Annotated in this window: 11 protein-coding genes; 8 read left to right on the forward strand and 3 right to left on the reverse strand. The window is 65.3% G+C overall.

What is annotated here, in order from left to right:
- Positions 1-27: 27 nt before the first annotated feature.
- Positions 28-372, forward strand: coding sequence for a YggL family protein (locus tag ACGLHT_RS21625; protein ID WP_004376110.1), 345 nt, complete (start codon positions 28-30; stop codon positions 370-372).
- A 186-nt stretch (positions 373-558) separates the two neighbouring features.
- Complete coding sequence (dacB, locus tag ACGLHT_RS21630) at positions 559-2,016, forward strand: D-alanyl-D-alanine carboxypeptidase/D-alanyl-D-alanine-endopeptidase (protein WP_025338294.1); 1,458 nt, start codon at positions 559-561, stop codon at positions 2,014-2,016.
- Between the two features lie 126 nt (positions 2,017-2,142).
- On the opposite strand, the gene ACGLHT_RS21635 is transcribed toward dacB, so the two are convergent.
- Together ACGLHT_RS21635 and rlmKL are read right to left on the reverse strand one after the other, a co-directional pair.
- Positions 2,143-4,533: a diguanylate cyclase gene (locus ACGLHT_RS21635; protein WP_025338293.1), complete on the reverse strand. Its 2,391-nt coding sequence runs from the start codon at positions 4,531-4,533 to the stop codon at positions 2,143-2,145.
- Positions 4,534-4,627: 94 nt separating this feature from the next.
- On the reverse strand, positions 4,628-6,820 hold the full coding sequence (rlmKL, locus tag ACGLHT_RS21640; RefSeq protein WP_274120147.1) for a bifunctional 23S rRNA (guanine(2069)-N(7))-methyltransferase RlmK/23S rRNA (guanine(2445)-N(2))-methyltransferase RlmL: 2,193 nt from the start codon (positions 6,818-6,820) through the stop codon (positions 4,628-4,630).
- Between the two features lie 560 nt (positions 6,821-7,380).
- On the opposite strand from rlmKL, the gene rmf reads away from it, so the two are divergent.
- On the forward strand, positions 7,381-7,596 hold the full coding sequence (gene rmf, locus ACGLHT_RS21645) for a ribosome modulation factor (RefSeq protein ID WP_003248687.1): 216 nt from the start codon (positions 7,381-7,383) through the stop codon (positions 7,594-7,596).
- Between the two features lie 135 nt (positions 7,597-7,731).
- Here rmf and ACGLHT_RS21650 read toward each other — a convergent pair whose 3' ends face one another.
- Positions 7,732-8,754: a quinone-dependent dihydroorotate dehydrogenase gene (locus ACGLHT_RS21650; protein ID WP_025338291.1), complete on the reverse strand. Its 1,023-nt coding sequence runs from the start codon at positions 8,752-8,754 to the stop codon at positions 7,732-7,734.
- Positions 8,755-9,034: 280 nt separating this feature from the next.
- On the opposite strand from ACGLHT_RS21650, the gene ACGLHT_RS21655 reads away from it, so the two are divergent.
- From ACGLHT_RS21655 to cobA, 5 genes are all read left to right on the forward strand, one after another.
- Positions 9,035-10,249, forward strand: coding sequence for a CmpA/NrtA family ABC transporter substrate-binding protein (locus ACGLHT_RS21655; protein WP_274120146.1), 1,215 nt, complete (start codon positions 9,035-9,037; stop codon positions 10,247-10,249).
- Between the two features lie 12 nt (positions 10,250-10,261).
- Positions 10,262-10,837, forward strand: a complete 576-nt coding sequence (locus ACGLHT_RS21660) for an ANTAR domain-containing response regulator (RefSeq protein ID WP_274120145.1) — start codon at positions 10,262-10,264, stop codon at positions 10,835-10,837.
- Positions 10,838-11,157: 320 nt separating this feature from the next.
- Complete coding sequence (locus ACGLHT_RS21665; RefSeq protein WP_274120144.1) at positions 11,158-12,369, forward strand: NarK/NasA family nitrate transporter; 1,212 nt, start codon at positions 11,158-11,160, stop codon at positions 12,367-12,369.
- A gap of 9 nt (positions 12,370-12,378) precedes the next feature.
- Entirely contained in the window at positions 12,379-14,049 is a 1,671-nt protein-coding gene (locus ACGLHT_RS21670; protein WP_274120143.1) for a bifunctional protein-serine/threonine kinase/phosphatase, read from the forward strand.
- 27 nt (positions 14,050-14,076) lie between these two features.
- Complete coding sequence (gene cobA, locus ACGLHT_RS21675; protein ID WP_274120142.1) at positions 14,077-14,817, forward strand: uroporphyrinogen-III C-methyltransferase; 741 nt, start codon at positions 14,077-14,079, stop codon at positions 14,815-14,817.
- Positions 14,818-14,922: the final 105 nt, after the last annotated feature.

Raw genomic sequence — 14,922 nt, forward strand, 5'->3', positions numbered from 1 at the left:
GGCGTTATTACCTAAGAGGATTGTTTCATGGCCACAAACCGCTCCCGTCGTCTGCGCAAGAAGCTGTGTGTCGACGAGTTTCAGGAATTGGGCTTCGAGCTGAACCTGGAATTCAAGGAAGATCTGGATGACCAGGCAATCGATGCTTTCCTCGACGCGTTCCTGGCAGAAGCCATGGACGCCAACGGCCTGGACTATGTAGGCGGTGACGATTTCGGCCTGGTGTGCTCGGTCAAACGTGGCTCGGTCAGCGAAGAACAGCGTGCAGCCGTTGAAGCCTGGCTCAAAGGCCGTAGCGAACTGACCAAGATCGAAGTCAGCCCGCTGCTGGACGCCTGGTACCCGGAAAAGCCGATCAACAAGGCCGAGTAATACCGGCCCGGCTCGATCGCTGAAAAGGCCACCCCAAGGGGTGGCCTTTTTTATTGGGGGTGCTTTTCCGTCGAACGTGGCGCATCGTCGCTGCGCTTGGGGCATAATGCGTATTCTTTCACCCTGGGGCCATCATCCCTTACAGCCCCAATGCCCTTTTCCCTCGCCGTAGGGTATTTATCGATCATGATCAAAACGCTTCGTCCCCTCGTTCTTGCCGGTCTGCTGTTGCCACTCGCCCTGCCCAGCCAGGCCGCCGCCGTCAACACCACGCTGCCTGCCAAAGTGCAGCAGGCCCTCAAGGCCAACAAGCTGCAGGATTCTGCCCTGTCGCTGGTGATGCTGCCGCTGGACGGCCCCGGCACACCGACCGTGTTCAATGCCGATGTCTCGGTCAACCCGGCCTCGACCATGAAACTGGTCACCACCTACGCCGCCCTCGAACTGCTTGGCCCGACCTTCCAGTGGAAAACCGAGTTCTACACCGATGGCACCCTGAGCAACGGTGTACTCAACGGCAACCTGTACCTCAAAGGTGGCGGCGACCCGAAACTGAACATGGAGAAGCTGTGGCTGCTGATGCGTGACCTGCGCGCCAATGGCGTGCGCACCATCACCGGCGACCTGGTGCTGGACCGCAGCCACTTCGTGCAGCCCAACCTGCCGCAGTTCAACGACGACGGCGGCGATGAGAACAAGCCGTTCCTGGTCAAGCCCGACTCACTGCTGGTCAACCTCAAGGCCCTGCGCTTCGTGGCCCGCAACGATGGCGGCAAGGTCACCATCGCGGTCGAACCGCCGATTGCCAGCATCCGCATCGACAACCAGGTCAAGGCGGTGGCCTCCAAACAGTGCTCGGGTGATGTGCGCTACAACCCGGTGCAGCAGGCCGATGGCATCAGCGTAACGGTCAGCGGCCAGCTGGGTGACGGCTGCAACTCGCAGACCTACCTGTCGCTGCTCGACCACCAAACCTACGCCGCCGGTGCCGTGCGCGCGATCTGGAACGAGCTGGGTGGCAGCATCCAGGGTGGCGACCGCTTCGAGAACGTGCCCAAGGGCGCTCGCCTGCTGGCCCGCGCCTTCTCACCAGACCTGGTGGAAGTGATCCGCGACATCAACAAGTACAGCAACAACACCATGGCCCAGCAGCTGTTCCTGAGCCTTGGCGCGCAGTTCCGCACCGATGCCGACGGTGACGACGCCCGCGCCGCCCAGCGCGTGGTGCGCCAGTGGCTGGCGAAGAAGGGCATTACCGCGCCGCACCTGGTGATGGAAAACGGTTCCGGCCTGTCGCGTGCCGAACGGGTCAGCACCCGGGAGATGGCCGCGATGCTGCAGGCCGCCTGGAAGAGCCCCTATGCCGCCGAGTTCATGAGCTCGATGCCGCTGGTGGGTATGGACGGCACCATGCGCAAGCGCCTGAAGCGTACCGCCATGACCGGCGAAGGGCACATCAAGACCGGCACGCTGAACACCGTGCGGGCAATTGCCGGCTTCAGCCGCGACAGCAACGGCCATACCTGGGCGGTGGCGGCGATCCTCAACGACCCGAAACCGTGGGGCGCCTCGCAGGTGCTCGACCAGGTGCTGCTGGACCTTTACCGTCAGCCGAAACTGGCCGGCAGCACAGCGGCCAACTGATCGTTAGCCGGTACCGGCCTCTTCGCGGCTAAAGCCGCTCCTACACAGTGCAGGGTTCAAGACCTGTGATGTCCCTGTGGGAGCGGCTTTAGCCGCGAAAGGGCCGGCATTGGCAACTGAAAGCTGTCAGGCCAACTCCCCCTCCACCCGGTCCCGCCCGGCCTGCTTGGCCGCATACACGCCTGCATCAGCCCGCAACAGCAAGGCATCGGCCCCTTCCCCCGGTCGCCAGCCCGCCACACCAAAACTCGCGGTCACCCTGCCCACGCCTTCCACCGGCACATTGCGCACTCCTTGCCACAGCTCCAGCGCCAGCAGCCGCGCCTGCTCGGCATCGCTGCCCGGGCACAGCACCATGAATTCCTCGCCGCCCAGCCGGCAGAACACATCGGTACGCCGCAAACGCTGGCCGATACGCAGGCACAGGCTACGCAGCACGCGGTCGCCGACGGCATGGCCGAAATGGTCGTTGATGCGCTTGAAGTGATCGATATCGAGCATGATCACCGCCAGTGCCTGGCCATCGCGCTGGGCCCGTTCCAGTTCGAGCTTGAGCCGCTCCTGGAAGTAACGGCGGTTATGGATGCCGGTCAGCGAGTCGGTCACCGACAGCGCACGCAACTCTTCCTCCACGCCCTTGAGGTCGGAAATGTCGGTCAGGTAGCCATGCCACAAGGTGCAGCCCTGCTCGCCCACCTCCGGTGTCGCCTCGCCACGCACCCAGCGCAGCCCGGCACGCGGCAGGCAGACCCGGTATTCCTCGCGCCAGGGCGACAGGTGTTCGGCCGAGTAACGCACCGAGCGGCGCACGCGCTCTAGGTCATCCGGGTGGATACGCTCGAACACCGCCGTGGCATCCTCGCGCAACTGCTGCAGGTCGACTTCGTAGATGTCGTACAGGCCCATGCTGGCGTACGGAAAGCAGGAATGGCCGTTGCCATCCAGGCGGTACTGGTAGATGCCGCCCGGCACCTCGGCACTGAGCTTTTCCAGAAGGCGGTCACGCGCCGCCAGCGCCTCATGCACCCGCCGCCGTTCAGTGACATCGATGCAGATCGCCAGGTAACCGACCCACAACCCCTGTTCATCGAGCATGGCGGTGACCAGCATGTTGGCCACCAGTTGGCTGCCATCGGCGCGCAACAAGGTCCACTCCCCCGGCTCGGCGCCATGCTCCTGCACCGTTTCGGCGAACATGGCCTGGCCACCTTCAATCGGCCGGCCGTAACGCAGGCTCAAGGCATGGGCACGCAGGCTCAACTCCTCGGGCAGCACCAGGTCCTCCAGGCGCAGTTGGCCGATCGCCTCGCTGGCGGGGTAACCGAGCATGCGCTCGGCGCCGGCGTTGAAGGTGCTGACCACGCCCTTGAGGTTGGTGGCGATGATCGCCACCTGGGTTGCGGCATCCAGCACGCTGCGCAGCTGGTTGTGGGTGCCACGCAGGGATTGCTCGCTGACCCGCAGCTCGGCGGTGCGCTGCTCGACCAGGGCCAAGGCGCGCTGGCGCTGGCTGAACAAGCTGTAGAGCAAGACACTGAGCAGCAGGCTCAACAAGCCGCCCAGCAGGCTCACCGCCAGCACTGCGGATGAACGGTTGGCGCGCACGAAGGCCAGGCTCGGCCGGATACTCAGCTGGAAGTGGTGATCAGCCAGGTGCAACAGCTGGTTGGTGGCCAGCGGCAGGGGTGCGACCGGGTTCTGCGAATCGAACATCACCTCGGGGCCATGCAGCCCGGTGGGGTCGACGATACGCACCACCAGGTTATCGTCTGCCGAAACCGGGCGCCCGTCACTGACCAACTCACGCATGCTCAGCAAGGCCATCACATAGCCCACTGCAGCGCCGCGGGGGTTGGCATCGGAAAACACCGGCGCCACCATCAGCAGGCCACGCGCATCCGAGCTGGTATCGAACATGGGCAGTGGCTCGGACACCGCCATGCTGCCCGGTCCCAGCGCCCGCGCCAGTGCCGCCAGGGGCACTTCCTGGCCGGCGAGGTCCAGCCCATAGGGCAACCCGGGCAATTCACCCGACTGGGTATAGAGCACCGGGAAGTAATGGTCGCGCTGGGGGGATGGCCGCCACTGGCCTTGCTCATCCTGGTCGCGGATCACATAGCCCGGGCCGGAATGCGCACTGGCCTGGCGCTCGAACTCGGCTCGTTGCGCGGCTTCGACACGCGGCGCCCAGGCGTAGGCCAGGGTCCGCTGCAGCAATGGCCTGGCGTAGCCGTCGAACTCGTGTGGGGTGATTTCGTTGGAAAAGCTGAAAAACCGCCGCAGCCCGTCCAGGCGCTGCTGCTGTTCGTCAAACCGCTCGGCGATACGGCTGAAACGCTCGCTGGCCAGCAGCTCGAAGCGCTGGCGCAGCTGCTGCTTGTAGAAGGTTTGCGTGGCTAACGCCAGGACGGCCGTCAACAGGCCGCCCACGACCAGGGCGACCAGGGCCACCGCCCAGGCGGACACCGCCTCTGTGCACAGGCCAAGCAACCGCGCACGCACGCCACCCTTTGACATACACCCATCTCGTCACGTCAGCGTCCTGCGGATTATCTTGCCCTGCCCTCAGTTATAGCTATTGGCCATTAGCCGCGCAATGTACCTCGTCGCCTCAACGAAGCTGCAGACGCCAGGCGCGATGGATACGGTTATTGCGGGCGAAGTCCGGGTCCAGGGTCTGGGCCGTGATTTCCTCCACCGCGTAACGCGCCATCAGGTGCTCGTCCAGCTGGAACTTGCGGAAGTTGTTGGAGAAATACAGCACGCCACCCGGCGCCAGGCGGGCCATGGCCAGGTCCAGCAGTTGCACGTGGTCACGCTGCACGTCGAACACGCCTTCCATGCGCTTGGAGTTGGAGAAGGTCGGCGGGTCGATGAAGATCAGGTCGTAGCTGTCGCGGTTGCCCTCCAGCCAGGCCATCACATCGCCCTGCTCCAGGCGGTTGCGCTCGGAGAAGCCATTGAGCGCCAGGTTGCGTCGCGCCCAGTCCAGGTAGGTTTTCGACAGGTCGACGCTGGTGGTGCTGCGCGCGCCGCCCTTGGCCGCATGTGCGGTGGCCGTGGCGGTGTAGCAGAACAGGTTGAGGAAGCGCTTGCCGGCTGCTTCGCGCTGGATGCGCATGCGCATCGGGCGATGGTCGAGGAACAGGCCGGTGTCGAGGTAGTCGGTGAGGTTGACCAGCAGCTTGACGCCGCCTTCGTTCACTTCCTGGAAGCGGCCTTCGGTTGCCTGGCGCTCGTACTGGCGCGTGCCGCTCTGCCGCTCGCGACGCTTGAGCACCACACGCTGCGGTGAAATGCCCAGGGCCTGCGGGATGGCTGCCAGCGCGTCGAGCAGGCGTGCCTGGGCCTTGTCCGGGTCGACCGAACGTGGCGCGGCGTATTCCTGTACGTGCACCCAATCCTGGTACAGGTCGACCGCCAGGGCGTACTCGGGCATGTCGGCATCGTACAGGCGGTAGCAATCGACCTGCTCGCGGCGGGCCCACTTGCCCAGTTGCTTGACGTTTTTTTGCAGGCGGTTGGCGAACATCTGCGCCCCTTCCGACAGGCGCGCCGGCTCGCTGGCCGGTGCTGCCTGCTGGCGGCTTTCCGCGCCTTCAGGCTGCGCCTCGCGGCGCTCGCCGGTAACGAACTGGTCGGGCTGCACCTTGAACAGCAGCAGCTTGCACGGCAAGGCGCCGTTCCAGAACGCGTACTGCTTGTGGCTGCGAATGCCCATGCGCTTGCCCAGCTGGGGCGCGCCAGTGAATACCGCCGCCTCCCAGCCCATGCAGGCCTGGCGCAGGCGCTCGCCGAGGTTCTGGTAGAGGTACAGCAGGCTGGCTTCGTCACCCAGGCGCTCGCCATAGGGCGGGTTGCTGATGACCAGGCCTTTCTGGTTCTGGTCCGGGCGCGGCTCGAAGGTGCTGACTTCGCCCTGGTAGATCTTCACCCAGTCGCCCAGGCCGGCACGCTCGACGTTGTTGCGGCCTGGCTGGATCAGCCGCGGGTCGGCCTCGTAGCCACGGATCCACAGTGGCGGCCTGGCCAGGCCGGCCTGTGCCCGCGCCTGCGCCTCGTCATGCACCTTGCGCCACAACGCCGGTACATGGCCGAGCCAGGCACTGAAGCCCCAGCGTTCACGCTTGAGGTTGGGCGCGATATCGGCGGCGATCATCGCCGCTTCGACCAGGAAGGTACCCACACCGCACATTGGGTCGGCCAGCGCGCCACCTTCGGCGGCAATGCGCGGCCAGCCGGCGCGGATCAGCACCGCCGCCGCCAGGTTTTCCTTCAGCGGCGCGGCACCTTGCTGCAGGCGGTAGCCACGCTGGTGCAGGCTGTGCCCGGAAAGGTCGAGGGAGAGAATGGCTTCGCCACGGTCCAGGCGCAGGTGCACGCGCACATCAGGGTCGATCTTTTCCACCGACGGGCGCAGGCCTTCGCGGTTGCGCAGCTTGTCGACGATCGCGTCCTTGACCTTCAGCGCACCGAAGTGAGTGTTGTCGATGCCCGAGCCATGGCCGCTGAACTCCACCGCCAGGGTGCCGTCGGCTGCCAGGTGATCGGCCCAGTCGACCGCGTGCACGCCGTCGTAGAGGTCGTCGGCGTTCTTCATGGAGAAGCGCTTGAGTACCAGCAGCACCCGGTTGGCCAGACGTGACCACAGGCACAGGCGGTAGGCGGTTTCCATGTCGGCGGCGCCGCGAATGGCCGAAGTGTGCTCGCGCACATCATCCAGGCCGAGGCCCCGTGCCTCTTCGGCAAGCAGGCCTTCCAGGCCTTTGGGGCAGGTGAGGTAAAGTTCGAAACGGTCCGACATGAGTAATCCAGCGCCTTGGGCTATTTGACTGACGGGGCGACGCATCGCCCCGCGATGTTTGCCCGCATACCTTTCCAGCAGGCGTGCGGGTGGCCTTTCCGGCACGCGAGCGTGCGGTGAAAGGCCGGGCCGCCTGACCGATCTGTGCTTGGCCCAGTGGCAAAGACAGCTTAGATCATCAGGCAGTACGAAAAATTCTGGCGATACCGGGGCCGATGTGACCCTTCGTCGCATTTCAAATTATTTCTGTCATCCGCGAGAAACGCTGGCGAAATGACGTCAATGATCGGCAAAGCCTGATCATAGCGGGCTCAACGCTAAACAAGGTTGAGTCGCATTTATTTACTTATCCCCTCACCCTTGGAAAGGTTACGTGCTTATGACAAATCGATCATTCACACGGTGACTCGCATTCGATAGAACTGGTCTCAGGCCACTTCGCAACGAGGTGGCACTTTCAGCTCGCCACGCCGGCAGCGAGCGCACACCGGCAGAAAGACTCTGCCCGGCCTCGGAGAGGCCGACGGGACATTACAGTCAACAAGTGAGGGCAACACCCTATGAGAAGACTTAAGCGTGATCCGTTGGAAAGAGCATATTCACGTGGCTACCAATACGGGGTCACCGGCAAATCCCGCGAACTTTGCCCCTTCAATCTTCCTTCTGTTCGCCAAGCCTGGATCAACGGCTGGCGTGAAGGTCGCGGTGATAACTGGGACGGAATGACTGGCACCGCTGGCATCCATAGACTCAACGAAAATCACGCCGTTGGCTGAACGAGGACACTGAATTCGATTTACCATGCACGCCCTATCCGGGCGGCGGGCGAAGGCCCAGGGGCCCCTTGATGGGGCCCTTTTTTATGACTTCGAATCCCTATCCGCGCTGGCTTCTTCGCGGGCTCGCCCAGGTCACCGCGGCATCGCAGCGATAGCGTCCACCGCCTCGCGAATCAGCGCTGGCCCTCTGTAAATGAAGCCCGAATAAATCTGCACCAGGCTCGCCCCGGCAGCGATCTTCTCGGCGGCATGGCGGCCTTCGGTAATGCCGCCAGCGGCAATGATCGGCAGCTTGCCGCCCAGCTCGCCCGCCAGCACCTTGACAATATGGGTGCTTTTCTCCAGCACCGGCGCGCCCGACAGGCCCCCCGCCTCGCCACCGTACGGCAACCCTTCGACACCTTCACGCCCCAGCGTGGTGTTGGTGGCGATCACCGCATCCATGCCCGACTCCATCAGCGCGGCGGCCACCAGGGCGGTTTCTTCGTCGCTCATGTCCGGAGCAATCTTGATTGCCAGAGGTACGCGCTTGCCATGCGTGCCGGCCAGTTGCTCGCGGCGCTCGGCCAGGGCATCGAGCAACTGCTTGAGCGAATCGCCGAACTGCAGGCTGCGCAGGCCCGGGGTGTTTGGCGAACTGACGTTGACCGTGATGTAACTGGCGTCGGTGTAAACCTTGTCCAGGCAGATCAGGTAGTCATCGACGGCACGCTCCACCGGGGTGTCGAAATTCTTGCCGATGTTGATGCCCAGCACGCCGTTGTAACGCGCAGCCCGCACCCGGCCGAGCAGGTGATCAACGCCCAGGTTGTTGAAACCCATGCGGTTGATGATGGCTGTTGCCTCCGGCAGGCGGAACAGCCGCGGCTTGGGGTTGCCCGGCTGCGGGCGCGGGGTGACGGTGCCGATTTCGACGAAGCCGAAGCCCAGCTGGGCGAAACCGTCGATGGCCGCGCCGTTCTTGTCCAGGCCGGCCGCCAGGCCCACCGGGTTGGCGAAGTTCAAGCCCATGACCGTAACCGGCAAAGCCGCCGGCTGCTTGCACAGCATGCCGTTGAGGCCAAGACGGCCACCGGCGCCGATCAGGTCCAGGGACAGGTCGTGGGAGGTTTCCGGAGAAAGCTTGAACAGCAGCTGGCGGGCCAGGGTATACATGGGCGGGCAAGGCTCGGGGTGAATGAGGGGGCGATTATAGCCAGCGCGAGGCCGGCATGACAGCAAATCGTGGGGCTGCTGAGCAGCCCATCGCCGGCAAGCCAGCTCCCACAGGTACAACACAAGAGCTGAAACCTGCGCTGTATCTGTGGGAGCTGGCTTGCCGGCGATGAGGCCAATGCAGGCGGCACAAGGCAGTTGCTCCACAGGGATGCTGCCAGATGGCACATCGGTTGCACCGGAAAAGCCCACAGCCTTATCAGTACGGGCGAGGAACCTTGTGAACACTGTACCCCGAGCAACGCCCCTGGCCTGGGTCAACGGCAGCGACGCGCCGGAAAAGCCCAGCCTGAACATCGGCTACATGGCCCTGACCGACTGCGCCTCGGTAGTAGTCGCCGCCACCCAGGGCTTTGCCCAGCAGCACGGCCTTACCCTCAACCTCAAGCGCCAGGGCTCCTGGGCCGGGCTGCGCGACAAGCTGGTCAGCGGCGAGCTGGATGCCGCGCACTGCCTGTATGGCCTGGTCTATGCCGTGCACCTGGGCATCGGCGGTGTACCGGCCAGCGCCATGGCCGTGCTCATGGGGCTGAACCAGAACGCCCAGGCCATAAACCTGTCCCCGGCCCTGCAGCGCAAAGGCGTGACCAACCCTGAAGCATTGGCACGCCTGGTGCACCAGCATGGCGCACGCCTCACCTTCGCCCAGACCTTCCCCACCGGCACCCACGCCATGTGGCTGTATTACTGGCTGGCCAGCCAGGGCATCCACCCATTGCGCGACGTCGACAGCGTGGTGGTACCACCAGCGCAGATGGCCGCGCATATCCAGGCCGGGCGCATCGACGGTTTCTGCGTGGGCGAACCCTGGGCTGCCGATGCCGTAGCCACGGGCCAGGGCTTCACCCTGGCCACCAGCCAGTCGATCTGGCCGGACCACCCGGAAAAGGTCTTGGCCTGCGCCCGCGCCTTTGCCGAGCAATACCCCAACAGCGCCCGCGCGCTGATCAAGGCGGTCCTCGCCGCCAGCCGCTTCATCGAGCAAAGCCCGGAGAACCGCCGCAGCACTGCGCAACTGCTCAGCGGCAGCGCCTACCTGGCCACCCCGCTGGCAAGTATCGAACCACGCCTGCTCGGCAGCTATCACGATGGCCTGGGCAACTACTGGCAAGACCCGCACGCCCTGCGCCTGCACGATCATGGCCGGGCCAACCTGCCGTACCTGTCCGACGGCATGTGGTTCATGACCCAGTTCCGCCGCTGGGGCCTGCTGCGCGACGACCCCGACTACCTCGGCGTGGCCCGCCAGGTCCAGCAGCTGGCACTGTATGGCGAGGCGGCACAAAGCCTCGGCGTGGCCTGCCCCGAGCAGCCGATGCGCAGCAGCCTGCTGATCGATGGCAGCCGCTGGGACGGCAGTGACCCCTACGGTTATGCCCGCAGTTTCAGCCTGCATGCACTGGGCGACCTGCCTGATGCCCGTGTCGGCGCGTGAGGGGGACCATTCATGTTGCGCATCCTGCTGATCGACGACACCCAGAGCAAACTCGGCCGCCTCAAGGCGGCCTTGAGCGAGGCCGGCTTCGAGGTCATCGAAGCCCCGGACCTGACCATCGACCTGCCCGCCTGCGTCGAAACGGTGCGCCCGGACGTGGTGCTGATCGATACCGACTCACCGGACCGCGATGTGATGGAACAGGTGGTCCTGGTCAGTCGTGACCAGCCGCGGCCAATCGTGCTGTTCACCGACGAGCACGACCCTGGGGTAATGCGCCAGGCGATCCAGGCAGGGGTCAGCGCCTACATCGTCGAAGGCATCCAGGCCGCGCGGCTGCAACCGATCCTGGACGTGGCCATGGCCCGCTTCGAAAGCGACCAGGCGCTGAAGGCGCAGCTGCTTGCGCGCGACCAGCAACTGGCCGAGCGCAAGCGCATCGAGCAGGCCAAGGGTTTGCTGATGAAGATGAAGGACTGCAACGAAGAACAGGCCTACACCCTGATGCGCCGCCAGGCCATGAGCCGGCAGCAGAAGCTGATCCAGGTGGCCGAGCAGATCATTGCCATGCACGAGATGCTGGGCTGACGCTTCGTTCAAAACCTCACGCGATCCATGTGGGAGCGGCCTTGTGTCGCGAAAGGGGCGCGTAGCGGCCCCCGAATTTCCAGCTTCGCCGCAGACATTGCCGGGGCTGCTGCGCAGCCCTTTCGCGACACAAGGCCGCTCCCACATAACCCGAGTCAACCCACGGTCCGAGTTGGCCCATCTCTTGCTGAACAAATATCACCGGTAGCCAACGGCGGTTGCCCACTTGATCCCGACAAAGACGTCGCTCTCCCCTCCACCCACGTGGAGCGGGTAGCGGCGTCTTTTTCGTTCCGTTGCATTGCCGAGTGAGGTGTTCGATGAGTACCAGCTTCTGGAAATCCGGGCATGTGCCCACGCTGTTCGCCGCGTTCCTGTACTTCGACCTCAGCTTCATGGTCTGGTACCTGCTTGGCCCACTGGCGGTGCAGATTGCTGCCGATCTGCAGCTGAGTGCACAACAACGGGGCCTGATGGTGGCCACGCCGATCCTGGCCGGGGCGATCCTGCGCTTTGCCATGGGCGTGCTGGTCGACCGCCTGTCGCCCAAGACCGCCGGGCTGATCGGCCAGGTGGTGGTCATCGTCGCCCTCGCCGCTGCCTGGAACCTGGGCGTGCACAGCTATGAACAAGCGCTGCTGCTGGGCGTGTTCCTCGGCTTTGCCGGCGCTTCGTTCGCCGTGTCACTGCCGCTGGCCTCGCAGTGGTACCCGCCACAGCACCAAGGCAAAGCCATGGGCATTGCCGGTGCCGGCAACTCCGGCACGGTGTTCGCCGCCCTGCTGGCCCCGGCGCTGGCTGCGGGCTTTGGCTGGAACAATGTGTTCGGCTTCGCGCTGGTCCCGCTGTCGCTGGCCCTGTTGGTGTTCGCCCTGCTGGCACGCAATGCTCCGCAGCGGCCCAAGCCAAAAGCCATGGCCGACTACCTCAAGGCCCTGGGCGACCGTGACAGCTGGTGGTTCATGTTCTTCTACAGCGTCACCTTCGGCGGCTTCATCGGCCTGGCCAGTGCCCTGCCCGGCTATTTCAGCGACCAGTATGGCCTGAGCCCGGTCACCGCTGGCTACTACACCGCTGCCTGCGTGTTCGCCGGCAGCCTGATGCGCCCGCTCGGCGGCGCTCTGGCCGACCGCTTCGGCGGCATCCGCACCCTGCTGGGCATGTACAGCGTGGCGGCTATCTGCATCGCTGCAGTCGGCTTCAACCTGCCTAGCGCCGCCGCCGCACTGGCGCTGTTCGTCAGTGCCATGCTCGGCCTGGGCGCCGGCAATGGCGCGGTGTTCCAGCTGGTACCGCAGCGTTTCCGCCAGGAGATCGGCGTGATGACCGGGCTGATCGGCATGGCCGGCGGCATCGGTGGCTTCCTGCTGGCCGCCGGGCTTGGCACCATCAAGCAGCACACCGGTGACTACCAGCTGGGGCTGTGGCTGTTCGCCAGCCTGGGCTTGCTGGCCTGGTTCGGCCTGCACGGCGTGAAACAGCGCTGGCGCACCACCTGGGGCTCGGCTGCGGTTACCGCGGCACGGGTCTGAGGCACAGCCATGAGCCTGCAACTGAACTTTGCCCAGGCCAGCGCCACCGGGCCGCGCGAGGAAAACCAGGATGCCCTGCGCCTGGTTACCCCGGCGCCGGAGCTGGCCGCCAGCAAAGGCTACCTGTTCGCCCTCGCCGACGGCGTCAGCCAATGTGCCGATGGCGGCCTGGCAGCCCGTGCCAGCCTGCAGGCGCTGGCCCTGGACTACTACGCCACCCCCGCGACCTGGAGCGTGGCCCAGGCCCTCGACCGCCTGTTGCTGGCGCAGAACCGCTGGTTGCGTGCCCAAGGCAGTGGCCAGCCACTGCTGACCACCCTCAGCGCGCTGGTGCTGCGTGGCCGGCGCTTTACCCTGGCCCACGTGGGTGACTGCCGCGTGTACCGCTGGCACGCTGGGCGCCTGCAATGCCTGAGCGAAGACCATGTATGGGACCAGCCAGGCATGCAGCATGTGCTTAAACGCGCGCTGGGCCTGGACCAGCACCTGCTGGTGGATTATCTGGAAGGTGAGCTGCAGCCGGGCGAGAGCTTCCTGCTGTTGAGCGATGGCGTATGGGCCAGCCTGGGCGACCAGCACATCCAGGCGGTACTGCGCGAGCAACCCGACCTGCAACTGGCCGTCGACACCCTGGTCGCCAGCGCGCACCTGAACGGCAGCCAGGACAACGCCAGTGCCTTGCTGGTGCAGGTCGAGCAACTGGGCACGGCCAACCTGGGCGACACCTTGGCGCAACTGCAGCAATGGCCAGTGCCCGGCCCGCTGCGTGAAGGCCAGGTAATCGATGGCTGGCAAGCCGAAAAGCTGCTTTCGCAAAGCCGCCAGTCGCTGCTGTACCGGGTACGCGATGCCCAGGGCCAAGCCTGGCTGCTGAAGACCCTGCCCCCCGCACGCGAACAGGAGCCCGGCGCGGCGCAAGGGCTGTTACTGGAAGAATGGTTCCTGCGCCGGGTCGCTGGCCGGCACTTCCCCGAGCTGCACACCGCCAGCCAGCGACAGCGCCTGTACTACGTGATGCGCGAATACCCCGGCCAGAGCCTGGCAGCGCTGCTGGCCGAGCACGGCCCGATACCCATGCCGCAGTGGCTGGAGCTGGCCCGGCAGCTGCTGCAGGCGGTCGGCGTACTGCACCGGCGCAACCTGCTGCACCGCGACATCAAGCCAGAGAACCTGCACCTGGGCAGCGATGGCCAGCTGCGCCTGCTGGACTTCGGCCTGGCCTACTGCCCGGGGCTGTCCGAAGACCCGCTGCACGAGTTGCCGGGCACGCCGTCATATATTGCCCCGGAAGCGTTCGACGGCCAGCCGCCCAGCCCACGCCAGGACCTGTATGCCGTGGGCGTGACGCTGTATCACCTGCTGACCGGGCATTACCCCTACGGCGAAGTGGAGGCCTTCCAGCGCCCGCGCTTCGGCCAACCGGTCAACGCCGCGCGCTACCGCCCCGACCTGCCGGAATGGCTGCAGCACAACCTGCAGCAGGCACTGGCAGCGGACCCGGCGCAGCGCTTCGAAACCGCCGAACACTGGTTGCTGCTGCTCGAACGTGGCGACCGCCAGGAACTGCCCAGCCGGCCACGGCCGTTGCTGGAGCGCGAACCGTTGAAGGTCTGGCGCACCCTGGCCCTGCTGTCCTTGCTGTTCAACCTGATATTGCTGCTCACCCTGCTCAAGGGCTGAACGCACCTTGCCGATGAGGAAACCCTGATGAATGCGAAAGTCTGGCTGGTTGGTGCTGGTCCTGGCGACCCCGAACTGCTCACCCTCAAGGCTGTACGCGCATTGCAGCAAGCCGCTGTGGTGATGATCGACGACCTGGTCAACCCGGCGGTGCTGGAGCATTGCCCACAGGCCCGGGTGATTGCCGTGGGCAAGCGCGGCGGCTGCCGCTCCACGCCGCAGGCGTTCATCCAGCGCCTGATGCTGCGCCATGCGCGGCAAGGGCGCTGCGTGGTCCGGCTCAAGGGCGGCGACCCGTGCATCTTCGGCCGTGGTGGTGAAGAGGCGCTGTGGCTGCAGGGGCATGGCATCGAGGTGGAAGTGGTCAACGGCATCACCGCCGGCCTGGCTGGCGCCACGCAATGCGGGATTTCCCTGACGTCACGGGGTGTGAGCCGGGGCGTGACGCTGGTCACGGCACATACCCAGGACGACAGCGAACTGAACTGGGCGGCCTTGGCCCAGGGTGGGACGACGCTGGTGGTGTACATGGGCGTGGCCAGGCTGGAGCAGGTGCGCCAAGGGTTGCTGGACGGGGGCATGGCACCGGCGACGCCGGTGGCGATGATCGAAAATGCCTCGTTGCCGCAGCAGCGGGAGTGCAGGAGCGATGTGCGGGGGATGGTCGAGGATGCGCGGGGGTTTGGCTTGCGTAGCCCAGCGATTTTGGTGATTGGGGAGGTGGTTGGGGAACAGCAGGCCCTGGGGCTGATCGCAGCCGCGGGCTGAACGCCATCCCTGTAGGAGCAGCCTTGCGCTGCGAAGAGGCCGGTACGGGCAATGGTATTCTGTTGCTGTAATGGCCTCTTCGCAGCGCAAGGCTGCTCCTACAGG

The organism is Pseudomonas sp. PsB, assembly GCF_043658375.1.
Classification (GTDB): Bacteria; Pseudomonadota; Gammaproteobacteria; order Pseudomonadales; family Pseudomonadaceae; genus Aquipseudomonas; species Aquipseudomonas putida_Z.

Excerpts from the sequence above, each read along its gene's own strand:
- ACGLHT_RS21625 (WP_004376110.1), top strand. The coding sequence starts at position 28 with ATGGCCACAAACCGCTCCCGTCGTCTGCGCAAGAAGCTGTGTGTCGAC.
- dacB (WP_025338294.1), top strand. The coding sequence starts at position 559 with ATGATCAAAACGCTTCGTCCCCTCGTTCTTGCCGGTCTGCTGTTGCCA.
- ACGLHT_RS21635 (WP_025338293.1), bottom strand. The coding sequence starts at position 4,533 with ATGTCAAAGGGTGGCGTGCGTGCGCGGTTGCTTGGCCTGTGCACAGAG.
- rlmKL (WP_274120147.1), bottom strand. The coding sequence starts at position 6,820 with ATGTCGGACCGTTTCGAACTTTACCTCACCTGCCCCAAAGGCCTGGAA.
- rmf (WP_003248687.1), top strand. The coding sequence starts at position 7,381 with ATGAGAAGACTTAAGCGTGATCCGTTGGAAAGAGCATATTCACGTGGC.
- ACGLHT_RS21650 (WP_025338291.1), bottom strand. The coding sequence starts at position 8,754 with ATGTATACCCTGGCCCGCCAGCTGCTGTTCAAGCTTTCTCCGGAAACC.
- ACGLHT_RS21660 (WP_274120145.1), top strand. The coding sequence starts at position 10,262 with ATGTTGCGCATCCTGCTGATCGACGACACCCAGAGCAAACTCGGCCGC.
- ACGLHT_RS21665 (WP_274120144.1), top strand. The coding sequence starts at position 11,158 with ATGAGTACCAGCTTCTGGAAATCCGGGCATGTGCCCACGCTGTTCGCC.
- ACGLHT_RS21670 (WP_274120143.1), top strand. The coding sequence starts at position 12,379 with ATGAGCCTGCAACTGAACTTTGCCCAGGCCAGCGCCACCGGGCCGCGC.
- cobA (WP_274120142.1), top strand. The coding sequence starts at position 14,077 with ATGAATGCGAAAGTCTGGCTGGTTGGTGCTGGTCCTGGCGACCCCGAA.